Below are 23724 nucleotides of genomic sequence, written 5' to 3'. Positions count from 1 at the left end.
ACAGGCATAAAAAAACCGACCCTAGGGTCGGTTTTTTCGACAAGAACGTCGCTTAGGCAGCTGCAGCTTCTTTCAGCGCCTTGATGTGGCCATTCAGACGGCCTTTGTGGCGAGCAGCCTTGTTCTTGTGGATGATACCTTTGTCGGCCATACGGTCGATTACAGGTACAGCCAGAACGTAGGCGGCTTGCGCTTTTTCGGCGTCTTTTGCGTCGATGGCCTTGACTACATTCTTGATGTAGGTGCGGACCATGGAACGCAGGCTGGCGTTGTGGCTGCGACGCTTCTCAGCCTGTTTTGCACGTTTCTTGGCGGAAGGTGTGTTGGCCACCGTCGAGCTCCTCGAAAGACTTTAGGTAAATAGCAAACAAAATAGGCCGCGAATCATGCCGATGAGTCGAACGGATGTCAAGGCCACCTGCAGGGTTCCGCCGAATGGTGGGGCAACGAGCGGAAAGATTCCTTTCTGCGACGCGACCTGTAAACTCGGGAATTTTTGGCTCCCCTGCGAAGGCGCGGGAGTATCGCACATTCGGACGCGCTCTGGCAGCGTCCTCTGTCCCCTGGCGTGAAACTTTTCGATGAACCTGCTCAAATCCCTGGCCGCGGTCAGTTCCATCACCATGATTTCCCGGGTGCTAGGCTTCGTGCGCGACACCATCCTGGCCCGGGTCTTCGGTGCCGGCATCGCCACCGACGCCTTCTTCATCGCCTTCAAACTGCCCAACCTGCTGCGGCGAATCTTCGCCGAAGGCGCGTTCTCCCAGGCATTCGTGCCCATCCTGGCCGAATACAAGACCCAGCAGGGCGAGGAGGCCACGCGCACCTTCATCGCCTACGTCAGCGGCCTGCTGACCCTGGTCCTGGCCCTGGTCACCGTCGTGGGCATCCTCGCCGCGCCCTGGGTGGTCTGGGCCACCGCGCCGGGTTTCGTCGACAGCGCCGAGAAATACGAGCTGACCACCTCGCTGCTGCGGGTGACCTTTCCTTATATATTGCTGATCTCGCTGTCGTCGCTGGTCGGCGCGATCCTCAACACCTGGAACCGCTTCACGGTCCCGGCCTTCACGCCCACGCTGCTCAACGTGGCCATGATCGCCTTCGCCGTGCTGCTGACACCTTACTTCGACCCGCCGATCATGGCCCTGGGGTGGGGCGTGCTGGTGGGCGGCCTGGCGCAGTTGCTGTACCAGCTGCCGGCGCTGAAGAAGATCGGCATGCTCGTGCTGCCACGGCTCAACCTGCGCGATACCGGCGTATGGCGCGTGCTCAAGCAGATGCTGCCAGCCATTCTCGGGGTCTCGGTGAGCCAGATCTCGCTGATCATCAACACCATCTTCGCCTCGTTCCTGGTGGCGGGCTCGGTGTCGTGGATGTACTACGCCGACCGCCTGATGGAGCTGCCGTCCGGCGTGCTGGGGGTGGCCCTGGGCACGATCTTGCTGCCGACCCTGGCCAAGACCTACGCCAACAAGGACCGTGAAGAGTACTCGCGCATCCTCGACTGGGGCCTGCGCCTGTGTTTCCTGCTGGTGCTGCCCTGCACCCTGGCCCTGGCGATCCTGGCCGAGCCGCTGACCGTGGCGCTGTTCCAGTACGGCAAGTTCAGCGCCTTCGACGCGGCCATGACCCAGCGTGCGCTGATCGCCTATTCGGTGGGCCTGCTGGCGATCATCCTGGTCAAAGTGCTGGCACCTGGCTTCTATGCCCAGCAGAATATCCGCACGCCGGTGAAGATCGCGGTCTTTACCCTGGTCTGCACCCAGTTGTTCAACCTGGCCCTGATCGGCCCGCTGGCCCACGCCGGGCTGGCCCTGGCGATCAGCTTGGGCGCATGCCTGAATGCCAGCCTGCTGTTCTGGAAACTGCGCAGCCAGCAGTTGTTCCAGCCGCAGCCGGGCTGGGCGCTGTTCCTGTCGAAGCTGGTGCTGGCGGTCAGCTTGATGTCGGGCGTGCTGTTGCTGGGCATGCACTACCTGCCGGCCTGGGAGCAGGGCAACATGCTCGAGCGCTTTGTGCGTCTGGGCGCCCTGATCCTGGCGGGCGTGGTGACCTATTTCGGTTGCCTGTACCTGTGTGGTTTCCGTCCGCGGCATTTCGCCCGCAAAGCCCTGCACTGAGGCGGGAAAAGGGTCAGGCGTCGGTTTTTCACATTCCACGCCCCATGGTGGCGCTGCTGCCTGTCGTCAGCGCCCGGGTGTGGTTATAATCGGCCACTTTATGAGCAAGAAGCGCGTTATGCAGCTGGTTCGAGGTCTTCACAACCTGCGCCCCGAGCACCGGGGCTGTGTCGCCACCATTGGCAACTTCGACGGGGTCCACCGGGGTCACCAGGCGATTCTCGCGCGCCTGCGCGAACGCGGCCAGGAACTGGGCCTGCCCACCTGCGTGGTGATCTTCGAGCCGCAGCCCCGCGAATACTTCGCCCCGGACAGCGCTCCGGCGCGCCTGGCGCGTCTGCGTGACAAGGTCGAGCTGCTGGCCGGCGAGGGCATCGACCGGGTGCTGTGCCTGTCGTTCAACCAGCGCCTGAGCAAGCTCAGCGCCGAGCAGTTCGTCAAGGCAGTGCTGGTCGATGGCCTGGGTGTGCGTCACCTCGAAGTGGGCGACGATTTTCGCTTCGGCTGCGACCGCGCCGGCGATTTCGCCTTCCTCACCGAGGCTGGCAAGCATCATGGTTTCACCGTCGAGGCGGCCAACACCGTGATCCAGGATGGCCTGCGCGTCAGCAGCACCGAAGTGCGCAAGGCCCTGGCCGAGGGTGACTTCGAGCTGGCCGAGCACCTGCTGGGCCGCCCTTATCGCATCACCGGCCGCGTGCTGCACGGCCAGAAGCTGGCGCGCCAGCTCGGCACCCCGACCGCCAATATCCAGCTCAAGCGCCGCCGCGTGCCGCTGTCCGGGGTCTACCTGGCCAGCATCGAGATCGACGGCAAGCACTGGCCGGGTGTCGGCAATATTGGAGTGCGCCCCACCGTCGCCGGTGACGGGCGTCCTCACCTGGAGATTCATCTCCTGGACTACGCCGGCGACCTGTATGGCCGGCGCCTGACGGTGGAATTCCACCACAAGCTGCGTGAAGAGCAGCGATTCGCCTCCCTGGAGGCGCTGAAGTCGGCGATCGACGCGGACATCGCCGCCGCACGTGCCCATTGGCACGCTCAACCGCTAACGAAGAGCCTGAAATGACCGACTACAAAGCCACGCTTAACCTTCCGGACACCGCCTTCCCCATGAAGGCCGGCCTGCCTCAGCGCGAACCGCAGATCCTGCAGCGCTGGGACAGCATTGGCCTGTACGGTAAGCTGCGCGAGATTGGCAAGGATCGTCCGAAGTTCGTCCTGCACGACGGCCCGCCCTATGCCAACGGCAAGATCCACATCGGTCATGCGCTGAACAAGATTCTCAAGGACATGATCGTCCGCTCCAAGACCCTGTCGGGCTTCGATGCGCCTTATGTCCCGGGCTGGGACTGCCACGGCCTGCCGATCGAGCACAAGGTCGAGGTCACCCACGGCAAGCACCTGACCGCCGATCGCACCCGCGAGCTGTGCCGCGAGTACGCCGCCGAGCAGATCGAAGGGCAGAAGACCGAGTTCATCCGCCTGGGCGTGCTGGGCGACTGGGACAACCCGTACAAGACCATGAACTTCGCCAACGAGGCCGGGGAAATCCGCGCCCTGGCCGAGATGGTCAAGCAAGGTTTCGTGTTCAAGGGCCTCAAGCCTGTGAACTGGTGCTTCGATTGCGGTTCGGCGCTCGCTGAAGCCGAGGTCGAGTACGCCGACAAGAAGTCCCAGACCATCGACGTGGCCTTCCCGGTCGCCGATGCCGACAAGCTGGCCGCCGCCTTCGGTCTGGCCTCGCTGGCCAAGCCCGCCGCCATCGTGATCTGGACCACCACCCCGTGGACCATCCCGGCCAACCAGGCGCTGAACATCCACCCGGACTTCAAGTACGCCCTGGTCGATACCGGCGAGCGCCTGCTGGTGCTGGCCGAGGAACTGGTCGAGTCGTGCCTCAAGCGCTACAACCTCGAAGGTTCGATCATCGCCACCGCGCCGGGCTCGGCCCTGGAGCTGATCAACTTCCGTCACCCGTTCTACGACCGCCTGTCGCCGATCTATCTGGCCGACTACGTCGAACTGGGCGCCGGCACCGGCGTGGTTCACTCCTCGCCAGCTTATGGTGAAGACGACTTCGTCACCTGCAAGCGCTACGGCATGGTCAACGACGACATCCTCACCCCGGTGCAGAGCAACGGCGTGTACGTCGAGTCGCTGCCGTTCTTTGGCGGCCAGTTCATCTGGAAGGCCAACCCGGCCATCGTCGACAAGCTCAGCGAAGTCGGCGCGCTGATGCACACCGAAACCATCAGCCACAGCTACATGCACTGCTGGCGCCACAAGACCCCGCTGATCTACCGCGCCACCGCGCAGTGGTTCGTCGGCATGGACAAGCAGCCAAGCACCGGCGAGCCGCTGCGCGAGCGCGCGCTCAAGGCCATCGAAGAGACCAAGTTCGTCCCGGCCTGGGGCCAGGCGCGCCTGCACTCGATGATCGCCAACCGTCCGGACTGGTGCATCTCGCGTCAGCGTAACTGGGGCGTACCGATTCCGTTCTTCCTCGACAAGCAGACCGGCGAGCTGCACCCACGCACCGTCGAGCTGATGGAAGCCGTGGCCCAGCGCGTCGAAAAAGAAGGCATCGAGGCCTGGTTCAAGCTCGACGCCGCCGAGCTGCTCGGTGACGAGGCCGGCCAGTACGACAAGATCACCGACACCCTCGATGTGTGGTTCGACTCCGGTACCACCCACTGGCACGTGCTGCGCGGCTCCCATGACATCGGTCACGCCACCGGCCCGCGCGCCGACCTGTACCTGGAAGGCTCCGACCAGCACCGCGGCTGGTTCCACTCATCCTTGCTGACCGGTTGCGCCATCGACGGCCACGCGCCGTACCGCGAGCTGCTGACCCACGGCTTCACCGTGGACGAGAACGGCCGCAAGATGTCCAAGTCGCTGGGCAACACCATCGAGCCGCAGAAGGTCAACGATACCCTGGGCGCCGACATCCTGCGCCTTTGGGTCTCGGCCACCGACTACTCCGGCGAGATGGCGGTTTCCGAGCAGATCCTGCAGCGCAGCGCCGACGCCTACCGGCGTATCCGCAACACCGCGCGCTTCCTGCTCTCCAACCTGTCCGGCTTCGACCCGGCCCGCGACCTGCTGCCGGCGGACGACATGCTGGCCCTGGACCGCTGGGCGGTCGACCGCACCCTGCTGCTGCAGCGCGAGCTGGAAGAGCACTACAGCGAGTACCGTTTCTGGAACGTGTACTCCAAGGTGCACAACTTCTGCGTGCAAGAGCTGGGCGGCTTCTACCTCGACATCATCAAGGACCGCCAGTACACCACCGGCGCCAACAGTGTCGCCCGCCGCTCCTGCCAGACCGCGCTGTACCACATCAGCGAGGCGCTGGTGCGCTGGATCGCGCCGATCCTGGCGTTCACCGCCGACGAGATCTGGCAGTACCTGCCGGGCGAGCGCAACGAGTCGGTGATGCTCAACACCTGGTACCAGGGCCTGACCGAGCTGCCGGAAGGCACCGAGCTGGATCGCGCCTACTGGGATCGCGTGATGGCGGTCAAGGCCGCGGTCAACAAGGAGCTGGAGAACCAGCGCACCGCCAAGGTCATTGGCGGCAACCTGCAGGCCGAAGTCACCCTGTTCGCCGAAGAAGGCCTGACCGCCGACCTGAACAAGCTCGGCGACGAGCTGCGCTTCGTGCTGATCACCTCGGCCGCCAGCGTGGTGCCGTTCGTCCAGGCCCCGGCCGACGCGGTGACAACCGAAGTCGAAGGCCTCAAGCTGAAAGTCGTCAAGTCCGGTCATGCCAAGTGCGGCCGTTGCTGGCACTTCCGCGCCGACGTCGGCAGCCACCCGGAGCACCCGGAGATCTGCGGTCGTTGCGTGGACAACCTGAGTGGTTCCGGTGAGGTGCGCCACTATGCCTAACGCTCCCGCGGGGCGCTTCGGGCGCCTTGCCTGGCTCTGGCTGAGCCTGGTGGTGCTGGTCCTCGACCAGGCCACCAAGCTGTACTTCGACAGCTCGCTGAGCATGTACCAGCAGATCGTGGTCATCCCCGACTACTTCAGCTGGACCCTGGCCTACAACACCGGTGCCGCGTTCAGCTTCCTGGCCGACAGCTCCGGCTGGCAGCGCTGGCTGTTCGCCCTGATCGCCGTGGTGGTCAGCGCCGTGCTGGTGGTCTGGCTCAAGCGCCTGGGGCGCAACGAGACCTGGCTGGCCGTTGCCCTGGCACTGGTGCTGGGCGGCGCGCTGGGCAATCTGTACGACCGCATCGTGCTGGGCCACGTGGTCGACTTCATCCTGGTGCACTGGCAGAACCGCTGGTACTTCCCGGCCTTCAACCTGGCCGACAGCGCCATCACCGTAGGCGCGGTGATGCTGGCGCTGGACATGTTCAAGAGCAAGAAGTCCGAGGAAGCCGTCCATGACTGACACCCGTATCGGCCAGAACACCGAAGTCACCCTGCACTTCGCGCTGCACCTGGAAAACGGCGACACCGTCGACAGCACCTTCGACAAGGCCCCGGCCACGTTCAAGGTCGGCGACGGCAACCTGCTGCCGGGCTTCGAGACCGCGCTGTTCGGCTTCAAGGCCGGCGACAAGCGCAAACTGAGCCTGGCGCCGGAGCACGCCTTCGGCCAGCACAACCCGCAGAACGTGCAGGTGATGCCGCGTTCGCAGTTCGAGGGCATGGAACTGTCCGAAGGGCTGCTGGTGATCTTCAACGACGCCGCCAACACCGAGCTGCCAGGTGTGGTGAAAGCGTTCGACGAGCACCAGGTGACCATCGACTTCAACCATCCACTGGCTGGCAAGACCCTGAACTTCGAGGTGGAGATCCTCGACGTGAAGGCCGTGTGAGCCTGGAGCCGAGCATGCAAATCAAACTCGCCAACCCGCGCGGCTTCTGCGCGGGGGTCGACCGGGCGATCGAGATCGTCAACCGTGCCCTGGAAGTCTTCGGACCACCGATCTACGTGCGTCACGAAGTGGTGCACAACAAGTTCGTGGTCGAGGACCTGCGCAACCGTGGCGCGGTGTTCGTCGAAGAACTCGACCAGGTACCGGACGACGTCATCGTCATCTTCAGCGCCCATGGCGTCTCGCAAGCGGTACGCCAGGAGGCCGCCGGCCGTGGTCTGAAAGTGTTCGACGCCACCTGCCCGCTGGTGACCAAGGTGCACATCGAGGTCGCCAAGTACAGCCGCGATGGGCGTGAGACCATCCTCATCGGCCATGAAGGGCACCCGGAAGTCGAGGGCACCATGGGGCAGTATGACGCCAGCAACGGCGGCAGCATCTATCTCGTCGAAGACGAGAAGGACGTCGCCAACCTGCAAGTGCGTAATCCTGAGCACCTGGCCTTCGTCACCCAGACCACCCTGTCGATGGACGACACCAGCCGGGTGATCGACGCCCTGCGCGCGCGCTTCCCGAACATCGGTGGCCCGCGCAAGGACGACATCTGCTACGCCACGCAGAACCGCCAGGACGCCGTCAAGCAGCTGGCCGACGAGTGCGACGTGGTGCTGGTGGTCGGCAGCCCCAACAGCTCCAACTCCAACCGCCTGCGCGAGCTGGCCGAGCGCATGAGCACGCCAGCCTACCTGATCGACGGCGCCGAAGACCTGCAGCGTGGCTGGTTCGACGGTGTCGAGCGCATCGGCATCACCGCCGGCGCCTCGGCCCCCGAGGTACTGGTGCGTGGCGTGATCGAGCAGCTCAAGGCCTGGGGCGCCACCGGCGCCGAAGAGCTCGACGGGCGCGAGGAGAACATCACCTTCTCCATGCCCAAGGAACTGCGGGTTCGCTCGCTGATCTGACTCAGCCACCTGCACAGCGGCGGCCTCCGTCGCTGCGCAGGCTGACCCGGCCGGTAGGGCTCAGCACCACCTGATGACGACTGTCGAGGGTGGCGCGCTGGCAGATGTCCAGCGTGGTGCCGCCGAAGCCGATACCCAACGGTGCCCCCCGACCGCTGAACCTCACCGCCCTGGCGGAGGTGGCGCTGATCGACACCGGCCTGCTCAGGCGCTGCTCGGCCAGCAACTGGCCATCGCGCTCCTGCGACGAGCGCCAGCCCTTGCCCCAGTCGCCTTCCAGTGGTTCGACCAGCACCGCCCTACGCAACAGTGCCGCCTGGTTGCGCGCCGCGCGCAAGGCCTGCTCCAGCTCCCTGGCCACCGCCGCCAGATGCTGTTCTTCGCTGAAGTTTCTGTAGGTCGTCAATCCCAGGTGGGTCAGAAGGCTCGCCACGGCCAGCATGCACATCATTTGTATCAGTGTTACCCCTTGTTGCCTCACCGTGCATTCCTCCCGGGAAGTGCTTCGCTGTAGCTTCCGGGCAGAGTGGCATGGGCGCCAGTCGGCCGGTTCGGCTATCGGGCGAGGAAAGATCCCAGGAGGGGCGATGCGTGCAAGGGAAGGGGGCATGACCCTGCTGGAGATCTTGCTGGCGATGACGGTGCTGGCGCTGGGCCTGTTCGCATCGGCGGCCTTGCAGTTGCGTGGCATGCAGGCGACCGAGGGCGCACGGCTTTCGGGCCAGGCGCTGCAGCTCGCCCAGGGCATGCTGGAGCAGGGCAGGGCGGCGGGTTCGCTCGATGCCGGCGCGCAGGCGGCGTGGCAGGCCCAGGTGATCCGGCAGCTGGGCGCCTCGGCGCAAGGGCACCTGAGCCTGTCGGCGGGCATGCTGTCGGTGGAGCTCGATTGGCCCGGCACGGGAGAACAGCGCCAGGCATTGAGCCTGCAAGGCCGGGTCGCGCCATGAGGTACCGGCAGACCGGGTTCGGCCTGATGGAGGCGTTGCTGGCCCTGGCGCTTGGCGCCATGCTGCTGGCGGTCACCGGCCAGGTGTTCGTCTCGGCCCATCACGCCTCGCGCCTGCAGGGCGCGTCGGCTCGCCTGCAGGACGATGCGCGCCTGGCCTTGCAGCGATTGGTCGAGGATGTCCGCCAGGCCGGCATGTTCGGTTGTCTGAGCCTTGAGGCCGCGGATTTCGACGATCCTGCCAGCGCCCAGGCGTTCGCCCACCCCATCGAGATCAGCGACGACGGCCTCACCCTGATTGGCGCACAGCTGCCGGGGCTGCTCGGGCCGCCCGACTGGACGGTGCTCAGCGACTGCCGCAGCTGGGCCAAGGTGCTACGGGGGCAGCATGTGGGGGAGGGCCAGTGGCTGGCCTTGCCCGTGCGCCGGGTGAGCTACCGCGTGCGCAACGGCAGCCTCATGCTCACCAGCAATGCGCAGCACGCCGCGCTGGTCGACAACGTGCGCGCGCTGGAGGTACACCGGGTGCGGGAGCGCGAGGGCGAGCGCCTGGATATCCGCCTGACGCTGTTCGATCGGCAGCACTTGCTCGAGCAGCGGCATGCGGTGAGCGTCGCCCTGCGCAACGGGCGAACCGGGACATGACCCGGCAGCGTGGCGTGGTGCTGCTGCTGGCGCTCACCTTGAGCCTGGTGCTTGGCCTGCTGGCCAGCGTGGCACTGCGCGAAGGGTTGCTGCAGCAACGCCAGCTGGGCGAGCAACTGGCCGTCGCCCAGGCCTTCGAGCAGGCGGAGTCGAGCCTGTTCGAGGGCGCCGCCCTGTTGGCCAACGGTGTGCCTGCGCCATGCCTGCTGTGCCAGCCGCCAGGCCAGCCGGGCGAGCAACCGTCCTTGCCCTGGTTGCGTACCGGCAGTGGCTTCGTCCTGCTGCAGACCCTTGGGCCTAGTACGCGTGTCGCAGGCATGCCGCCGGGCGAGCGCCTGACGCTGGTGCGGGTGACTGCCGTCAGTCGCCAGGTCCGTGCTCGTCAGCTATTGGAAGCGGTGTATGCCGTTGATGACATGGCCAGCGTCACCCGGGTCAGCTGGCGCCAGCGTTTGGAGGGCGACTGACATGCAGCGCGGTCTTGGTCTGATCGAGTTATTGATTGTCGTGGCCGTGATCGGCATGCTGGCAGCCATTGCCTACCCCAGCTACAGCGACCAGCTGCGGCGCGCCGCGCGCAGCGAGGTGGTCGGCCTGCTGCAGGACGCGGCGTTGCGCCTGGAGCAGCATCGGGTGCGCGCGGGCGGTTATGCCGACACCGAGCAGCTGACCACGACGTTACCCGCTGGCAATCGCTACTACCGCCTGCAGGCCCGACGCGACAACGACGGTTTCCAGTTGCTCGCCACGCGCTTGCCGCAGGCCTTCATGGCCGACGACCGCTGCGGCGACTTTCGCCTGGATCAGAGCGGCGGGCGCGACAACCCGGGCAGCGGTGAAAGCAGTGACGCATGCTGGGGCAGCTGAAGCGCATGAGGTGCCCGCGCACCGTGGAATTACTTCAGATGTTGGATCGAACGATGAGCAAGCAAGTAGTGATTGTCGGCGGTGGAGTCATCGGCCTGCTGACGGCGTTCAACCTGGCGGCCGAGGTCGACCGTGTGGTGGTGTGCGACCAGGGCGAAGTGGGGCGTGAGTCGTCCTGGGCCGGTGGCGGCATCATTTCGCCGCTGTATCCGTGGCGCTACAGCCCGGCGGTGACCGCGCTGGCGCACTGGTCGCAGGATTTTTATCCACAGCTGGGCGAGCGCCTGTTCGCCAGCACCGGTGTCGATCCTGAGGTGCACACCACCGGGCTGTACTGGCTGGATCTGGACGACGAGGCCGAGGCCCTGGCCTGGGCGACGCGCGAGCATCGCCCGCTCAGCGCGGTGGATATTTCGGCGGCCTACGACGCCGTGCCAGTGCTCGGCCCGGGTTACCGCCATGCCATCTACATGGCGGGCGTGGCCAACGTGCGCAACCCGCGGCTGGTGAAGTCGCTCAAGGCCGCGCTGCAGGCGTTGCCGAACGTGACCCTGCGCGAGCATTGCCAGATCACGGGTTTCGTCCATGAAGGTGAGCGCGTCGTTGGTGTGCAGACCGAGAAAGGCGTGATTGCCGCTGACGATGTGGTGCTCAGTGCCGGTGCCTGGAGCGGTGACCTGCTGCGCACCCTTGGGCTGACGCTGCCGGTGGAACCGGTGAAGGGCCAGATGATCCTGTTCAAGTGCGCCGAGGACTTCCTGCCGAGCATGGTCCTGGCCAAAGGCCGCTATGCGATCCCGCGTCGGGATGGACACATTCTGGTGGGCAGCACCTTGGAACATGCCGGTTACGACAAGACCCCGACTGGCGATGCGCTGGAGAGCCTGAAGGCTTCGGCGCTGGAGTTGTTGCCGGCCCTGGCGGATGCCGAGGTGGTCGGGCACTGGGCCGGCCTGCGCCCAGGGTCGCCGGAAGGCATCCCGTATATCGGCAAGGTGCCGGGGCAGGCAGGGTTGTGGCTGAACTGCGGGCACTACCGCAACGGGCTGGTGCTGGCGCCGGCGTCGTGCCAGCTGTTCACCGACTTGCTGACAGGGGCCGAGCCGATCATTGACCCGGCGCCGTATGCGCCTGAGGGGCGGTTGGGCTGAGTTTGCCGTTCTCCTCCCCTGTAGGAGCGGCCTTGTGTCGCGAAAGGGCCGCAGGGCGGCCCCGACAATCTTTGCGTCAACGCTGAAACCCTGGGGCTGCTGCGCAGCCCTTTCGCGACACAAGGCCGCTCCTACAGGGATCGTGTAAGGCGTTGGTCAGCGTTGCTGGCCTGGCCCTTGCTCCAGATGCTGCTGGCTGCAGTACCACTCCTGGCCACGCTGCAACGCCCGGTCGTTGGGCAGGTGCACGCCGCAATGGGCGCAGCGCACCATCTTCAGCGGGTCCTGCAGGCGCGGCTCGGCAGGCGATTGCTGAGAGGCTTTGAACTTGCGCCACAGCCAGAACGCGGCGGCGATCAGGGCGATCCAGAAGAGTAGGCGAACCATGGTGTCCAGCTTGTCGAGAAAAGAAGCCGACAGTCTAGGACGCTGCCAATAAAAAAGGGAGGCCTCGGGCCTCCCTTTCGTGTCGCGGCGTGGATCAGTCGAACAGACCGAAGGTCATGTAGCTGAACCACGAGCGTTCTTCCTCGGCGCCTTTCGGCCCTTCCGGCAGGATCGGGTCGCCGTTCTCGTCCTTGGGCAGCAGCTCGGCTGGCATTTCCGAACGGGCGTCCTGGAATTGCTTGACCACGTCCTGGTTGGCACGGGTCTCGCCCGGCGGCAGTGGCGTGTCGGTCTCGATCAGGCCCAGGGTGGCCTTGGACAGCCAGGAGCGATTGCCGCTCTCGTCCACCTTGGTGACGAACTGGCCATCGACCAGGCTTGGGTGGTCCGGGTAGTTGAGCTTGAGCGTTTCAAGGCTGGTGGCGGCCAGCTCGTCCAGGTGCATGCGCTGGTACGACTCGACCATCACCGCCAGGCCATCGCCCACCGACGGGGTTTCCTGGAAGTTCTCCACCACGTAGCGGCCACGGTTGGCGGCGGCCACGTAGGCTTCGCGGCTCAGGTAGTAGTTGGCCACGTGGATTTCGTAGGCGGCCAGCAGGTTGCGCAGGTAGATCATGCGCTGCTTGGCGTCCGGGGCGTAGCGGCTGTTGGGGAAGCGGCTGGTCAGCTGGGCGAACTCGTTGTACGAGTCGCGGGCGGCGCCCGGGTCACGCTTGGTCATGTCCAGCGGCAGGAAGCGCGCCAGCAGGCCGCGGTCCTGGTCGAACGAAGTCAGGCCCTTGAGGTAGTAGGCGTAGTCGACGTTCGGGTGCTGCGGGTGCAGGCGGATGAAGCGCTCGGCGGCGGATTTGGCGGCCTCGGGCTCGGAGTTCTTGTAGTTGGCGTAGATCAGCTCGAGCTGGGCCTGGTCGGCGTAGCGGCCGAACGGATAGCGCGATTCCAGGGCCTTGAGCTTGTTCACGGCGCTGGTATAGCTGGAGTTGTCCAGGTCGGCCTGCGCCTGCTGGTACAGCTCGGCCTCGCTGAGGTTCTCGTCAATGACTTCCTTGTTCGAGGAACAGGCAGCGGTGAGCCCGAGGATGGCGATCAGCAGCAGGTGTTTCACTTGCATGGCGGCTTGCGTCCCTTTGACGGCCGCTGTCTTGGGCGGTGCCGTCCTGTTATGATGAGCGCCCCCGGCCAAACCCCGGGGCAAAAGAAGCCGTATTTAACCACAAGCGCGCAGCCGAAACCAAAGGCTGAACGCCCGTCGATTCGAGCATGTCCGAGATCATTCAACTTAGCGCAGAGGTCCCGTCCGAACTGGGCGGCCAACGCCTCGACCAAGTCGCCGCCCAACTGTTCGCCGAGTACTCGCGTTCGCGCCTGGCCTCGTGGATCAAGGATGGCCGCCTGACCGTCGATGGCGCGGTGCTGCGACCGCGCGACACCGTCCACACCGGCTCCATCCTGGCCCTCGAGGCCGAGCAGGAGGCCCAGGGCGAATGGGTGGCTCAGGACATCGAGCTGGACATCGTCTACGAGGACGACCAGATCCTGGTGATCAACAAGCCCGCGGGCCTGGTGGTCCACCCGGCAGCGGGTCATCCCGACGGCACCCTGCTCAATGCCCTGCTGCACCACGTGCCGGACATCGTCAACGTGCCGCGCGCCGGTATCGTCCACCGCCTGGACAAGGACACCACCGGCCTGATGGTGGTGGCCAAGACCCTGCAGGCGCAGACCAACCTGGTCGACCAGCTGCAGAAGCGTTCGGTCAGCCGTGTCTACGAGTGCATCGTGGTTGGCGTGGTGATCGCCGGCGGCAAGATCGACGCGCCGATCGGCCGTCACGGTGGCGAGCGCCAGCGCATGGCGGTGACCGAAGGCGGCAAGCCGGCCGTCAGCCACTACCGCGTGCTCAAGCGCTTCCGTTCGCACACCCATGTGCGGGTCAAGCTGGAAACCGGTCGCACCCACCAGATTCGCGTGCACATGGCGCATGTCGGTTATCCGCTGGTCGGCGACCAGACCTATGGTGTGCGCTTCCGCATTCCGCCCGCGGCCAGCGTGGCCATGGTCGAGGCGGTGAAGAACTTCCCGCGCCAGGCCCTGCATGCGCGCTTCCTGGCGCTGGACCACCCGACCACCGGTGAGCGCATGGAATGGGCCTCGCCGCTGCCGGACGATTTCCTCTGGCTGCTGTCGCTGCTCAACGACGACCGCGAGAGCTTTATCGGATGAGCGGTCTGACGCAGTCGCTGATCCTCCCCGACTGGCCAGCCCCGGCCTCGGTTCGCGCCTGCGTCACCACCCGCGAGGGCGGCGTCAGCCTGCCGCCCTACGAATCGTTCAATCTTGGCGACCATGTGGGCGATGACCCGCTGGCGGTCGCTGAGAATCGCCGTCGCCTCAGCGATGAATTCACTATCCAGCCCGCCTGGCTCAAGCAGGTGCATGGGCTGGTGGTGGCCGACGCCGATCCCGCGGTGGTGGCCGAAGCCGACGCCAGTTGGACCGACCGGCCTGGCATCGCCTGCACCGTGATGACCGCCGATTGCCTGCCAGCCCTGTTCTGCGACCGCGCCGGTACGCGTGTCGCCGCTGCCCATGCCGGCTGGCGCGGATTGGCCGGTGGCGTGCTCGAAGCGACCCTCGATCGCCTGGCCCTGCGGCCTGAAGAGGTGCTGGTATGGTTGGGGCCGGCCATCGGGCCACAAGCGTTCGAAGTGGGGCTGGAAGTGCGCGATGCCTTTACCGCCGTGCATCCCGAAGCCGCCACGGCGTTCGTCGACGGCGAGCGTCCGGGCAAGCTGATGGCCGATATCTACCAGCTGGCGCGCATCCGCCTGGCGGCGCGAGGTGTCACCGCCGTGTATGGCGGCGGGTTCTGCACCGTCAGTGACCCGCGCTTCTTCTCCTATCGCCGCACCCCGCAGGGTGGGCGCTTCGCTTCGCTGGTCTGGTTGCAGTCTTGATGAAGCCGGGGGCGCTTTGCGCCCCTTTCGCGACACAAGGCCGCTCCTACAGGACTGCGCGATTCTCTGTAGGAGCGGCCTTGTGTCGCGAAAGGGCTGCAAAGCAGCCCCCAGGCCATCCACCGCCTGCTGACCTCTGTCAACCCCGCTACGCTTGAATCTTCCAGAATTGCCCCTATCTATTGGTCATCTCAGGCAGGTTCATCATCAAGGTGCTGTCCATCGCTCCGCCTGCCCTTTAAAAGGAAGGTACCCCCATGCGCATAGACCGACTGACCAGCAAGCTGCAACTCGCTTTATCCGATGCCCAATCCCTGGCCGTGGGCATGGACCACCCGGCCATCGAGCCCCTGCACCTGCTGCAGGCACTGATCGACCAGCAGGGTGGCTCCATCAAGCCGCTGCTGATGCAGGTCGGCTTCGACATCAACAGCCTGCGCAAGGCGTTGACCAAGGAGCTCGACCAGCTGCCGAAAATCCAGAACCCGACCGGCGACGTGAACATGTCCCAGGACCTGGCGCGCCTGCTCAATCAAGCCGACCGCCTGGCCCAGCAGAAGGGCGACCAGTTCATCTCCAGCGAGCTGGTGCTGCTCGCCGCCATGGACGAGAACAGCAAGGTCGGCAAGCTGCTGCTCGGCCAGGGCGTGAGCAAGAAGGCCCTGGAAAACGCCATCAACAACCTGCGCGGCGGCGCGGCGGTGAACGACGCCAACGCCGAGGAGTCGCGCCAGGCCCTGGACAAGTACACCGTCGACCTGACCAAGCGCGCCGAGGAAGGCAAGCTGGATCCGGTGATCGGCCGTGACGACGAAATCCGCCGCACTGTGCAGGTGCTGCAACGCCGTACCAAGAACAACCCAGTGCTGATCGGCGAGCCCGGCGTGGGCAAGACCGCCATCGCCGAAGGCCTGGCCCAGCGCATCATCAACGGTGAAGTGCCCGACGGCCTGAAGGGCAAGCGCCTGCTGGCGCTGGACATGGGCGCGCTGATCGCCGGCGCCAAATACCGCGGCGAGTTCGAAGAGCGGCTCAAGGCGCTGCTCAATGAGCTGTCCAAGCAGGAAGGCCAGATCATTCTGTTCATCGACGAGCTGCACACCATGGTCGGCGCCGGCAAAGGCGAGGGCGCCATGGACGCCGGCAACATGCTCAAGCCGGCCCTGGCCCGTGGCGAGCTGCACTGCGTCGGCGCCACCACGCTCAACGAGTACCGCCAGTTCATCGAAAAGGACGCCGCCCTCGAGCGCCGTTTCCAGAAGGTGTTGGTCGAGGAGCCGAGCGAGGAAGACACCATCGCCATCCTGCGCGGCCTGAAAGAACGCTATGAAGTGCACCACAAGGTGGCCATCACCGACGGCGCGATCATCGCCGCGGCCAAGCTCAGCCACCGCTACATCACCGATCGCCAGCTGCCGGACAAGGCCATCGACCTGATCGACGAGGCCGCCAGCCGTATCCGCATGGAAATCGACTCCAAGCCGGAAGTGCTCGATCGCCTCGACCGTCGTCTGATTCAGCTGAAGGTGGAATCCCAGGCGCTGAAGAAAGAAGAAGACGAAGCGGCGAAGAAACGTCTGGAGAAACTGACCGAAGAAATCGAGCGCCTGGAGCGTGAATACTCCGACCTCGAAGAAATCTGGGCCTCGGAAAAGGCCGAAGTACAGGGCTCGGCGCAGATCCAGCAAAGGATCGAGCAGGCCCGCCAGGAGCTGGAAGCCGCCCGCCGCAAGGGCGACCTGAGCCGTATGGCCGAGCTGCAGTACGGGGTGATCCCGGACCTGGAGCGCAGCCTGCAGATGGTCGACCAGCACGGCAAGACCGAGAACCAGCTGCTGCGCAATAAGGTGACCGAGGAAGAAATCGCCGAAGTGGTCTCCAAGTGGACCGGCATCCCGGTGGCCAAGATGCTCGAAGGCGAGCGCGAGAAGCTGCTGAAGATGGAAAACCTGCTGCACGAGCGGGTGATCGGCCAGGACGAGGCGGTGACCGCCGTGGCCAACGCCGTGCGTCGCTCCCGAGCCGGGCTGTCCGATCCGAACCGCCCGAGCGGCTCGTTCCTGTTCCTCGGGCCTACCGGGGTGGGCAAGACCGAGCTGTGCAAGGCGCTGGCCGAGTTCCTCTTCGACACCGAGGAAGCCATGGTGCGCATCGACATGTCCGAGTTCATGGAGAAGCACTCCGTGGCTCGCCTGATCGGTGCCCCGCCAGGCTACGTGGGCTATGAAGAGGGCGGCTACCTGACCGAGGCCGTGCGTCGCAAGCCGTACTCGGTGGTGCTGCTCGACGAGGTGGAGAAAGCCCACCCGGATGTGTTCAACGTGCTGCTGCAGGTGCTCGAAGATGGCCGCCTGACCGACAGCCACGGGCGTACCGTGGATTTTCGCAACACGGTGATCGTGATGACCTCCAACCTGGGCTCGGCGCAGATCCAGGAACTGGCCGGCGACCGCGAGGCCCAGCGCGCGGCGGTGATGGACGCGGTGGGTTCGCACTTCCGTCCGGAGTTCATCAACCGGATCGACGAAGTGGTGGTGTTCGAGCCGCTGGGCCGTGAGCAGATCGCCGGTATCACCGAGATCCAGCTCGGCCGCCTGCGCAGCCGCCTGGCCGAGCGCGAGCTGTCGCTGAGCCTGAGCCCGGAGGCGCTGGACAAGCTGATCGCCGTTGGTTACGACCCGGTGTATGGCGCACGGCCGCTCAAGCGGGCGATCCAGCGTTGGATCGAGAACCCGCTGGCACAGCTGATCCTGGCCGGCGAGTTCCTGCCTGGCGCGGCGATCACCGCGAAGGTGGAGGGCGACGAGATCGTCTTTGCCTGATCATCTGGCTGTTGATGAAGAGCCCCGCACATGCGGGGCTTTTTTATGTTGGTTGTCCTGGCGCCATCGCGGGTCAAGCCCGCTCCCACGACGGATCTGCGTGAGATGCTCTATGCACGTGGGAGCGGGCTTGACCCGCGATAAGGCCAGTGCAGGCGCCGCAACCCCCTGATTTTTCGGCCTCCTACCTAACTTGCTGAAAATTTTGAAAAAAGTTCTTGCACAAAAATCAGAGTGCCCCTAATATTCGCCCCGCTGTCAGGCACTGAGCAGATCGCCAGCAACACCGACGATCTGAAAACAACTTACAAATCAGTAAGTTGAACGAAAAAAAGTGGTTGACAAGCAAAACGAAGAATGTAGAATAGCCGGCCTCAACAGTGACAACGCTGAAGAGAACGAAGCTAACACAGGCTTCGAAGCAGTAAAGATGTACCGAAGTTCAGTTCCGCGATAGCTCAGTCGGTAGAGCAAATGACTGTTAATCATTGGGTCCCTGGTTCGAGTCCAGGTCGCGGAGCCAATCTCGGGGTGTAGCGCAGTCCGGTAGCGCGCCTGCTTTGGGAGCAGGATGTCAGGAGTTCGAATCCCCTCACCCCGACCATTTTCCGGGTCGTTAGCTCAGTTGGTAGAGCAGTTGGCTTTTAACCAATTGGTCGTAGGTTCGAATCCTACACGACCCACCATGTAAAAAGGGCATCTCGAATGAGATGCCCTTTTTCTTTTGCCCACGATTTATCTCCTCTCCCTTGCTACCCTGTGGCCTTTGCCCGCAGGAGCCTAGCGCATGTCCCTCAAAGCCAGTGTTTTCATCGCCACCAGCCTGGATGGCTACATTGCCCGTGAAGACGGCGGTCTTGATTGGCTGATGGGCGCCACCCAATCCACCGACGATCATGGCTACGCTGGGTTCATGGCAAGCATCGATACGCTGGTGATGGGGCGCGGGACCTTCGACAAGGTCATGACCTTTGGCGAATGGCCGTATCCGAATACGCGCGTGGTGGTGGTCAGCAGCACCCTCGAAGCCTTGCCCAAGGGCGTACGGGCGCAGGTCGAACTGCATCCGGGGCCGATTCCGGCATTGCTCGAGCATCTGCAGGCGACGGGCGCAAAAAGCCTGTACCTGGATGGCGGCAAGCTGATTCAGGGGTTCCTGCGCGAGGGGTTGGTGGACGAGCTGACCATTACCCGCATTCCCGTGCTGCTGGGGCAGGGGATTGCGTTGTTCGGCGGGTTGGCGAAGGATGTGCTGTTGCAGCACATGAAGACGACCAGTTACGAGAGCGGGTTCGTGCAGAGCACGTATCGCGTGGTCCGTTGAGTCGCTGGGGCTGCTGTAGCAGCCCCAGGATCTCAAGGTCTCAGTGCAGCTTCAGCCGCGGCTCGGTCCCCCGGCCAATCTTGCTACCCAGCATCATCATCGCCGTGCGGAAGAACCCATACAGCGCCATCTGGTGCATGCGGTACAGCGACACATAGAACATCCGCGCCAGCCAACCCTCCAGCTTCACGCTGCCCATCAGGTTCCCCATCAGGTTGCCCACCGCCGAGAAGCGCGACAGCGACACCAGCGAGCCGTAGTCCTTGTACTCGTAGGTCGGCAGCGCCTTGTTCTCCAGGCGCGCCTTCAGGCTCTTGGCCAGCAGCGAAGCTTGCTGGTGCGCGGCCTGGGCCCGTGGCGGCACGTTGCGGTCGCTGCCCGGCTGCGGACAGGCGGCGCAGTCGCCGAAGGCGAAGATATTGTCGTCGCGGGTGGTCTGCAGGGTCGGGCGCACCACCAGCTGGTTGATGCGGTTGGTCTCCAGGCCGTCGATGTCCTTGAGGAAGCCCGGCGCGCGGATACCCGCCGCCCATACCTTCAGGCTGGCCTGGATCACTTCGCCCGAGGCGGTCTTCAGGCCATCCTCGGTCACTTCGCTGACCGCGGCGTTGGTCAGCACCGTCACCCCGAGTTTTTCCAGGGTCTTGTGCACCGGCACGCTGATGCGCTCCGGCAGCGCCGGCAGCACGCGAGGGCCTGCCTCGATGATGGTGATGTGCATGTCTTTCGGCTGGATCTTGTCCAGGCCATAGGCCGCCAGCTCATGGGCGGCGTTGTGCAGCTCGGCCGCCAGCTCAACGCCGGTGGCGCCGGCGCCGACGATGGCCACGCTGATCTGCTCGCTGGCCACATCGCCCGCGTGGGCACGCAGGTAATGGTTGAGCAGTTGCTGGTGGAAGCGCTCGGCCTGCTTGCGGCTGTCGAGGAACAGGCAGTGCTGCGCCGCGCCCAGGGTGCCGAAGTCGTTGGTGTTGCTGCCCACGGCGATCACCAGGGTGTCGTAGCCGAGGGTGCGCGCAGGCAGCAGCTCGCGGCCTTCGTCGTCGAGGGTCGCGGCCAGCTGGATCAGCTTGTGTTCACGGTCCAGGCCGCTCATGCGGCCCATCTGGAAGTTGAAGTGGTTCCACTTGGCCTGGGCCACGTAGTTCAGCTCGTCTTCCGAGGAGTTCAAGGAGCCTGCCGCCACTTCATGCAGCAGCGGCTTCCAGATGTGCGTCAGGTTGGCATCAACCAGGGTGATCTCGGCCTGCTTGCGCTTGCCCAGGCTTTTGCCCAGGCGGGTCGCCAGTTCCAGGCCGCCGGCGCCGCCGCCGACAATCACGATGCGATGAGTCATGGGGATATCTCACAAGTTTTACGGAATTCGTGGACACAAGGTCCGGCCATATCCGGCATGAGGGCAGGGCGAGCGCAAGGCAGCTCATAGCACCAGTCCACTCAGCAGGCGGCTCAACAGGCCCAGACCGATGGTCACGGCCACCACCAGCAACAGGAGCAGCATCGGCCGGAAGGGCCTGCGCTCGACTCGATGCTGGGGGGCGCTCAGGTACTCATCGACGCGACGCTGATCTTCGGGATTCAGGCGGCTGGTCATGATGGGCCTCTCGGATAGACGTTTGTGACTGCGTGCACGCCACAGCGTTCACGCAAACGCATGGATCGAATGATAATGCTTTCTATCTCTGGCGCCGAGTGTACGTGATCGCAAAGACACCCGGCACTGGATCAAAGACTGATACCTACGTCGAACACGATGCTGCGCCCCAGGTTGCCGCGCAGAAAATCCGGCGCGTCCGGGTGGGCGAACAGCACCCGGGCGAACGTCGGCCCCACCAGCGACAGCGATCGCCAGCCCTGGCGCAGGTACTCGGTGGGCGGCGGAAAATGGCTGTTGAGGTCGAGCACCTCGCGCTTGAGGCTGGCGAAGGCGATGATGTCCAGCTCGCCGAGGTCCAGCCCGCGCTCGCGGTAGTTGTGCGATTTCTTGCGCAGGGTCGGCGCCAGGCGCGCCAGCAGCTCCTGGGCGCTGATCCGCCGTGGCCGCTGCTCGCGGCGCACCAGCTGGCTCAGGGAAAACGCGCTGCGCCGGCGTTGCAGTTCCTCGCGCCACTCGTCGTTGAGCCGGCGCCCCTCGTCGAGCACGAAGAACACCTCGAATGCCGCGTCGCGGAACAGCACATCCGGCGGCTCCTGGCCGGCCGGGGTAAAGTCCTCGCTGCGGTAGGGAATGTTCAGCCCTTGCAGCAGGCGCTGGCAGACCCAACGCTCGCGCTCCCATTTGCGGGCATTGGACAGGAACGCATTGGCTTGTTCGGCCTGGATGGTAAGCAGGCGCAGGTAGTCTGAGTCATCCATGGGGACAAGCTTAGTCGCTAATTGATGACGGTAAGATGCTGTTTGTGCGTGGGAATCAGCCCAGCACCAACCATTGCTGGATCACACCGAACAGGTGTAGCAGCCCACCGCCCAGGCAGATGGCCGAACTGACCGCGATGAAACGCCGGCTGCGTCCGGTGCCGGCCAGCAAAAGCGGGCCCAGCAGCCCCCGGGCCAGATACACCAGCGTGATCAGGCAGATGATCGGCAACAGCAACGGCAGCGGTGCGATCACGCCGGCTGCCGATAGCGCGTAGGCCGCCCAGATCAGCAGGACCGAAGCGATCACGGTGGTGATCAGGGCAGGGTAGGCACGGCCTGGTTCGGCGGCCCGGGCCATGCGCTCGCCCGCGCCAAACAGGCGGTACCAGCGCGGCCCCACGGCGATGACCATCAGGTGCAGCACACCTGCGACGGCGCTGAACACTGCGCCCAGGAGCAAGGGCAGGTTGATTCCTTCGGTCATGGAGGATGCGTCCTGCATCGAATGGAGGTGCCAGCCTATAGCAACCAGACGCAAGGGAGAATGGGTGTAGACTCAGGCTTGTCCACATGACCGACAGGGATATTGTTCAGGTGATCAGCGCACAGGTCTTGTCCAGCACCAGCCTCACCCTCGGCTGGCTCGGTTACGTGCCCCTGCTGATCTGGGCCGCCAGCCGCACCCGCTGGGTCGAGCTGCTCACCGACACCCGTCGCCAGCACCTGCTGTTCGGCACCGTGTTCTGCCTGTTCGTGTTGTGGCTGGTGCGCCGCGACTTCGACACCGGTGTGTCGTACCACTTCATCGGCATGACCGCCGTTACCCTGCTGCTGGACTGGCCGCTGGCGGTCCTCGGCGGCTTTCTCGCCCAGCTCGGCCTGTTGCTGTTGGGCCGCCAGGACCTCGCCGCGATAGGCGTCAATGGCCTGCTGATCGTCGGTCTGCCGGTGCTGGTCACCGAGGTGTGCGCGATCCTGGTCGAGCGCGCGCAGCCGCGTAACCTGTTCGTATACATATTCTGTTCAGGGTTCTTTCCCGCCGCGCTGACCGTGCTGGTATGCGTATCGGCCGCGCTGGGGCTGCTGTGGCTGGACGAGCGTTTCGCCATGCCGGAGTGGCTCGGCGATTTTGTCGGCTACCTGTGGCTGATGATGTTCCCCGAGGCGTTTATCAATGGCACGGTGATCAGTGCCCTGGTGGTGTTCTGCCCGGAGTGGCTGGAGACGTTCAACCGCACGCGCTATCTGCAGGCGCCGTGGAAGGACGAGGAACGCTAAGGTCGCCTGTACGGGCCTCTGCGCGTAGCCCTCCCAAGCCAAACACTGTCCTTGTGGGCTTGCCACGCGAGTTGAGTGACCTGGGCCCGCCGTTTCTCAATGCGAATCATCGTGAAAATAGCGTGAGCGTTTGAACAGCAGACGCTGGCCGACAAGCATGAACAACATCCCCCACAGACCACCATCGAGCTGCAGTACTTGCCGTTCGCCCAATTGGGAGCAAGTGGTAATGCCAACCACCATGAAGATGATGTACACAGCCCTTCGCAGCATTTTGGGGCGGCACACCCAGTCGAGCAGTACGCCTGCCGCCAACCCGTAAGCGATGAAGTACAGTTCTGGCATGTCGGCGTCCTGCTCAGATGATCAGCAGCAATGAGGATGACTGCGGTCCGATACCGCCATTTACCCAGGCTGATAGCAATACCAGCACATCACCTGCGTGGAAGGTAGGAATGTTTGCCTTTGCTACCCACGAGGTAGCGCCCCCCGTCACAAGACCGGCCACAAAGCCAGCCGGGCCGCCCACCAGTGCCGCTGTGGTTTTGCCTGCCAGCGCGCCGATAACATTGGTGACAGTGTGGCGCTGTTCGTTGAGCAGGTCGCCTTGCTGGCGGCTAAGGGGACGGGAGACTGCGACCCTCATATGGCAGGCCAGTTTCCCAGGCAGCATTCTGTCGTAGAGCTCTGCCACTTTTTCCACGACCTGATAGTGCGCTTTGTGAACGAACGGCAGGCTAAGGGTCCGCAGATGGCAACATGCGTCGGGTTGTAGGGTGAACTCGTTTACGTCGAACACAACGCCATGCGAAGCGATGACCTGGTAGTGTTTGTCGACTTGCATGCGTGCTTCCTACCTCAGTCCGTGAGGCCTTGATCCATGGGCTTCGAACGATGCCAATGGATGGAGCGCGCGCCTATTCAGCTTGGTCTGATTGACCCGTACGAAACGTCTTGGGGCGTTTTGCCGACTGAAAGTCGAGCTCCCACGCAATGGGCGTTTGACCGACCAGAACGTGGGAGCGGGCTTGCCCCGCGATTGCGGTGGTACTCACCCCACCAAGCCCAG

26 protein-coding genes and 3 tRNA genes are annotated in these 23724 nt (G+C 64.5%); 19 read left to right on the top strand and 10 right to left on the bottom strand.

What is annotated here, in order from left to right; translation table 11 throughout:
• Positions 1 to 52 precede the first annotated feature (52 nt).
• Positions 53 to 331 carry a 30S ribosomal protein S20 gene (gene rpsT / locus N5D48_RS05480; RefSeq protein WP_003247625.1) on the bottom strand — a complete coding sequence of 93 codons (279 nt, stop codon included), beginning with the start codon at positions 329 to 331 and terminating at the stop codon, positions 53 to 55.
• Positions 332 to 581: 250 nt separating this feature from the next.
• Between rpsT and murJ the strand changes: the two genes are divergently transcribed.
• From murJ to ispH, 6 genes are all read left to right on the top strand, one after another.
• A complete protein-coding gene (murJ, locus tag N5D48_RS05475) occupies positions 582 to 2120 on the top strand; it encodes a murein biosynthesis integral membrane protein MurJ (RefSeq protein ID WP_279881973.1) in 1539 nt (512 codons plus the stop codon).
• Positions 2121 to 2238: 118 nt separating this feature from the next.
• Entirely contained in the window at positions 2239 to 3189 is a 951-nt protein-coding gene (gene ribF, locus N5D48_RS05470) for a bifunctional riboflavin kinase/FAD synthetase (RefSeq protein ID WP_279881970.1), read from the top strand.
• Positions 3186 to 6017 (top strand): isoleucine--tRNA ligase, encoded by a 2832-nt coding sequence (gene ileS, locus N5D48_RS05465; protein ID WP_279881967.1) that lies wholly within the window; start codon positions 3186 to 3188, stop codon positions 6015 to 6017. The genes ribF and ileS overlap by 4 nt, the downstream gene beginning before the upstream one ends.
• A complete protein-coding gene (lspA, locus tag N5D48_RS05460) occupies positions 6010 to 6525 on the top strand; it encodes a signal peptidase II (protein WP_279881964.1) in 516 nt (171 codons plus the stop codon). Before ileS ends, lspA begins: the two co-directional genes overlap by 8 nt.
• Entirely contained in the window at positions 6518 to 6955 is a 438-nt protein-coding gene (fkpB, locus tag N5D48_RS05455) for an FKBP-type peptidyl-prolyl cis-trans isomerase (RefSeq protein ID WP_279881962.1), read from the top strand. Before lspA ends, fkpB begins: the two co-directional genes overlap by 8 nt.
• Positions 6956 to 6969: 14 nt before the next feature.
• The gene (gene ispH, locus N5D48_RS05450; RefSeq protein ID WP_279881959.1) at positions 6970 to 7917 is read left to right on the top strand and encodes a 4-hydroxy-3-methylbut-2-enyl diphosphate reductase; all 948 of its coding nucleotides are present in this window, start codon (positions 6970 to 6972) and stop codon (positions 7915 to 7917) included.
• A 1-nt stretch (position 7918) separates the two neighbouring features.
• On the opposite strand, the gene N5D48_RS05445 is transcribed toward ispH, so the two are convergent.
• A complete protein-coding gene (locus N5D48_RS05445) occupies positions 7919 to 8359 on the bottom strand; it encodes a GspH/FimT family protein (protein WP_279881956.1) in 441 nt (146 codons plus the stop codon).
• 145 nt (positions 8360 to 8504) lie between these two features.
• Here N5D48_RS05445 and N5D48_RS05440 point away from each other — a divergent pair, with 145 nt between their 5' ends.
• From N5D48_RS05440 to thiO, 5 genes are read left to right on the top strand one after another with little or no spacing between them, the layout of a single operon-like run.
• Positions 8505 to 8864 carry a prepilin-type N-terminal cleavage/methylation domain-containing protein gene (locus N5D48_RS05440; RefSeq protein WP_279881953.1) on the top strand — a complete coding sequence of 120 codons (360 nt, stop codon included), beginning with the start codon at positions 8505 to 8507 and terminating at the stop codon, positions 8862 to 8864.
• Positions 8861 to 9508, top strand: a complete 648-nt coding sequence (locus tag N5D48_RS05435; RefSeq protein ID WP_279881950.1) for a pilus assembly protein PilW — start codon at positions 8861 to 8863, stop codon at positions 9506 to 9508. Before N5D48_RS05440 ends, N5D48_RS05435 begins: the two co-directional genes overlap by 4 nt.
• A complete protein-coding gene (locus N5D48_RS05430; protein ID WP_279881947.1) occupies positions 9505 to 9975 on the top strand; it encodes a hypothetical protein in 471 nt (156 codons plus the stop codon). Before N5D48_RS05435 ends, N5D48_RS05430 begins: the two co-directional genes overlap by 4 nt.
• A gap of 1 nt (position 9976) precedes the next feature.
• Positions 9977 to 10375: a type IV pilin protein gene (locus N5D48_RS05425; RefSeq protein WP_279881944.1), complete on the top strand. Its 399-nt coding sequence runs from the start codon at positions 9977 to 9979 to the stop codon at positions 10373 to 10375.
• 53 nt (positions 10376 to 10428) lie between these two features.
• The gene (gene thiO / locus N5D48_RS05420; RefSeq protein WP_279881942.1) at positions 10429 to 11526 is read left to right on the top strand and encodes a glycine oxidase ThiO; all 1098 of its coding nucleotides are present in this window, start codon (positions 10429 to 10431) and stop codon (positions 11524 to 11526) included.
• 156 nt (positions 11527 to 11682) lie between these two features.
• Here the strand turns inward: thiO and N5D48_RS05415 are convergent, their stop codons facing one another.
• Positions 11683 to 11913 carry a PP0621 family protein gene (locus N5D48_RS05415; RefSeq protein ID WP_279881940.1) on the bottom strand — a complete coding sequence of 77 codons (231 nt, stop codon included), beginning with the start codon at positions 11911 to 11913 and terminating at the stop codon, positions 11683 to 11685.
• Between the two features lie 94 nt (positions 11914 to 12007).
• Positions 12008 to 13027: an outer membrane protein assembly factor BamD gene (locus N5D48_RS05410; RefSeq protein WP_279881937.1), complete on the bottom strand. Its 1020-nt coding sequence runs from the start codon at positions 13025 to 13027 to the stop codon at positions 12008 to 12010.
• Positions 13028 to 13176: 149 nt separating this feature from the next.
• Between N5D48_RS05410 and rluD the strand changes: the two genes are divergently transcribed.
• From rluD to N5D48_RS05375, 7 genes are all read left to right on the top strand, one after another.
• Positions 13177 to 14139 (top strand): 23S rRNA pseudouridine(1911/1915/1917) synthase RluD, encoded by a 963-nt coding sequence (gene rluD / locus N5D48_RS05405; RefSeq protein WP_279881934.1) that lies wholly within the window; start codon positions 13177 to 13179, stop codon positions 14137 to 14139.
• Positions 14136 to 14873, top strand: a complete 738-nt coding sequence (pgeF, locus tag N5D48_RS05400) for a peptidoglycan editing factor PgeF (RefSeq protein ID WP_279881931.1) — start codon at positions 14136 to 14138, stop codon at positions 14871 to 14873. Before rluD ends, pgeF begins: the two co-directional genes overlap by 4 nt.
• A gap of 257 nt (positions 14874 to 15130) precedes the next feature.
• On the top strand, positions 15131 to 17695 hold the full coding sequence (gene clpB, locus N5D48_RS05395; RefSeq protein WP_279881928.1) for an ATP-dependent chaperone ClpB: 2565 nt from the start codon (positions 15131 to 15133) through the stop codon (positions 17693 to 17695).
• Between the two features lie 447 nt (positions 17696 to 18142).
• Positions 18143 to 18218: transfer RNA gene (locus N5D48_RS05390), tRNA-Asn, on the top strand.
• Positions 18219 to 18222: 4 nt separating this feature from the next.
• Positions 18223 to 18299: transfer RNA gene (locus N5D48_RS05385), tRNA-Pro, on the top strand.
• A 6-nt stretch (positions 18300 to 18305) separates the two neighbouring features.
• A tRNA-Lys gene (locus N5D48_RS05380) sits at positions 18306 to 18381 on the top strand.
• Between the two features lie 101 nt (positions 18382 to 18482).
• Positions 18483 to 19019, top strand: a complete 537-nt coding sequence (locus tag N5D48_RS05375) for a dihydrofolate reductase family protein (protein WP_279881925.1) — start codon at positions 18483 to 18485, stop codon at positions 19017 to 19019.
• A 40-nt stretch (positions 19020 to 19059) separates the two neighbouring features.
• Here N5D48_RS05375 and N5D48_RS05370 read toward each other — a convergent pair whose 3' ends face one another.
• From N5D48_RS05370 to N5D48_RS05355, 4 genes are all read right to left on the bottom strand, one after another.
• Positions 19060 to 20355, bottom strand: a complete 1296-nt coding sequence (locus N5D48_RS05370; RefSeq protein WP_279881923.1) for an NAD(P)/FAD-dependent oxidoreductase — start codon at positions 20353 to 20355, stop codon at positions 19060 to 19062.
• Positions 20356 to 20439: 84 nt separating this feature from the next.
• Complete coding sequence (locus N5D48_RS05365; protein ID WP_279881920.1) at positions 20440 to 20613, bottom strand: DUF3094 family protein; 174 nt, start codon at positions 20611 to 20613, stop codon at positions 20440 to 20442.
• A 131-nt stretch (positions 20614 to 20744) separates the two neighbouring features.
• Positions 20745 to 21374, bottom strand: a complete 630-nt coding sequence (locus N5D48_RS05360) for a DUF1780 domain-containing protein (RefSeq protein WP_011535708.1) — start codon at positions 21372 to 21374, stop codon at positions 20745 to 20747.
• 55 nt (positions 21375 to 21429) lie between these two features.
• Positions 21430 to 21861, bottom strand: coding sequence for a hypothetical protein (locus N5D48_RS05355; RefSeq protein ID WP_279881916.1), 432 nt, complete (start codon positions 21859 to 21861; stop codon positions 21430 to 21432).
• A gap of 86 nt (positions 21862 to 21947) precedes the next feature.
• On the opposite strand from N5D48_RS05355, the gene N5D48_RS05350 reads away from it, so the two are divergent.
• Positions 21948 to 22655, top strand: a complete 708-nt coding sequence (locus N5D48_RS05350) for an energy-coupling factor ABC transporter permease (protein ID WP_279881913.1) — start codon at positions 21948 to 21950, stop codon at positions 22653 to 22655.
• 96 nt (positions 22656 to 22751) lie between these two features.
• Here N5D48_RS05350 and N5D48_RS05345 read toward each other — a convergent pair whose 3' ends face one another.
• Entirely contained in the window at positions 22752 to 23000 is a 249-nt protein-coding gene (locus tag N5D48_RS05345) for a hypothetical protein (protein ID WP_279881910.1), read from the bottom strand.
• Between the two features lie 13 nt (positions 23001 to 23013).
• The gene (locus tag N5D48_RS05340; RefSeq protein ID WP_279881907.1) at positions 23014 to 23499 is read right to left on the bottom strand and encodes a hypothetical protein; all 486 of its coding nucleotides are present in this window, start codon (positions 23497 to 23499) and stop codon (positions 23014 to 23016) included.
• Positions 23500 to 23724 lie beyond the last annotated feature (225 nt).

Source organism: Pseudomonas sp. GD03858, from assembly GCF_029840925.1.
Classification (GTDB): Bacteria; Pseudomonadota; Gammaproteobacteria; order Pseudomonadales; family Pseudomonadaceae; genus Aquipseudomonas.
Note: the sequence above shows the minus strand (reverse complement) of the source record. Positions and strands in the feature narration are given on the sequence as shown.

What these genes read in the sequence shown, in the direction of transcription:
- N5D48_RS05375 (WP_279881925.1), top strand. Translation starts at nt 18,483, where the DNA reads ATGTCCCTCAAAGCCAGTGTTTTCATCGCCACCAGCCTGGATGGCTAC.
- pgeF (WP_279881931.1), top strand. Translation starts at nt 14,136, where the DNA reads ATGAGCGGTCTGACGCAGTCGCTGATCCTCCCCGACTGGCCAGCCCCG.
- N5D48_RS05410 (WP_279881937.1), bottom strand. Translation starts at nt 13,027, where the DNA reads ATGCAAGTGAAACACCTGCTGCTGATCGCCATCCTCGGGCTCACCGCT.
- ispH (WP_279881959.1), top strand. Translation starts at nt 6,970, where the DNA reads ATGCAAATCAAACTCGCCAACCCGCGCGGCTTCTGCGCGGGGGTCGAC.
- rluD (WP_279881934.1), top strand. Translation starts at nt 13,177, where the DNA reads ATGTCCGAGATCATTCAACTTAGCGCAGAGGTCCCGTCCGAACTGGGC.
- N5D48_RS05350 (WP_279881913.1), top strand. Translation starts at nt 21,948, where the DNA reads ATGACCGACAGGGATATTGTTCAGGTGATCAGCGCACAGGTCTTGTCC.
- thiO (WP_279881942.1), top strand. Translation starts at nt 10,429, where the DNA reads ATGAGCAAGCAAGTAGTGATTGTCGGCGGTGGAGTCATCGGCCTGCTG.
- N5D48_RS05430 (WP_279881947.1), top strand. Translation starts at nt 9,505, where the DNA reads ATGACCCGGCAGCGTGGCGTGGTGCTGCTGCTGGCGCTCACCTTGAGC.
- fkpB (WP_279881962.1), top strand. Translation starts at nt 6,518, where the DNA reads ATGACTGACACCCGTATCGGCCAGAACACCGAAGTCACCCTGCACTTC.
- N5D48_RS05355 (WP_279881916.1), bottom strand. Translation starts at nt 21,861, where the DNA reads ATGACCGAAGGAATCAACCTGCCCTTGCTCCTGGGCGCAGTGTTCAGC.
- N5D48_RS05340 (WP_279881907.1), bottom strand. Translation starts at nt 23,499, where the DNA reads ATGCAAGTCGACAAACACTACCAGGTCATCGCTTCGCATGGCGTTGTG.
- ileS (WP_279881967.1), top strand. Translation starts at nt 3,186, where the DNA reads ATGACCGACTACAAAGCCACGCTTAACCTTCCGGACACCGCCTTCCCC.
- N5D48_RS05370 (WP_279881923.1), bottom strand. Translation starts at nt 20,355, where the DNA reads ATGACTCATCGCATCGTGATTGTCGGCGGCGGCGCCGGCGGCCTGGAA.
- N5D48_RS05345 (WP_279881910.1), bottom strand. Translation starts at nt 23,000, where the DNA reads ATGCCAGAACTGTACTTCATCGCTTACGGGTTGGCGGCAGGCGTACTG.
- N5D48_RS05365 (WP_279881920.1), bottom strand. Translation starts at nt 20,613, where the DNA reads ATGACCAGCCGCCTGAATCCCGAAGATCAGCGTCGCGTCGATGAGTAC.
- N5D48_RS05435 (WP_279881950.1), top strand. Translation starts at nt 8,861, where the DNA reads ATGAGGTACCGGCAGACCGGGTTCGGCCTGATGGAGGCGTTGCTGGCC.
- lspA (WP_279881964.1), top strand. Translation starts at nt 6,010, where the DNA reads ATGCCTAACGCTCCCGCGGGGCGCTTCGGGCGCCTTGCCTGGCTCTGG.
- clpB (WP_279881928.1), top strand. Translation starts at nt 15,131, where the DNA reads ATGCGCATAGACCGACTGACCAGCAAGCTGCAACTCGCTTTATCCGAT.
- ribF (WP_279881970.1), top strand. Translation starts at nt 2,239, where the DNA reads ATGCAGCTGGTTCGAGGTCTTCACAACCTGCGCCCCGAGCACCGGGGC.
- N5D48_RS05445 (WP_279881956.1), bottom strand. Translation starts at nt 8,359, where the DNA reads ATGCTGGCCGTGGCGAGCCTTCTGACCCACCTGGGATTGACGACCTAC.
- N5D48_RS05415 (WP_279881940.1), bottom strand. Translation starts at nt 11,913, where the DNA reads ATGGTTCGCCTACTCTTCTGGATCGCCCTGATCGCCGCCGCGTTCTGG.
- N5D48_RS05425 (WP_279881944.1), top strand. Translation starts at nt 9,977, where the DNA reads ATGCAGCGCGGTCTTGGTCTGATCGAGTTATTGATTGTCGTGGCCGTG.
- N5D48_RS05360 (WP_011535708.1), bottom strand. Translation starts at nt 21,374, where the DNA reads ATGGATGACTCAGACTACCTGCGCCTGCTTACCATCCAGGCCGAACAA.
- N5D48_RS05440 (WP_279881953.1), top strand. Translation starts at nt 8,505, where the DNA reads ATGCGTGCAAGGGAAGGGGGCATGACCCTGCTGGAGATCTTGCTGGCG.
- murJ (WP_279881973.1), top strand. Translation starts at nt 582, where the DNA reads ATGAACCTGCTCAAATCCCTGGCCGCGGTCAGTTCCATCACCATGATT.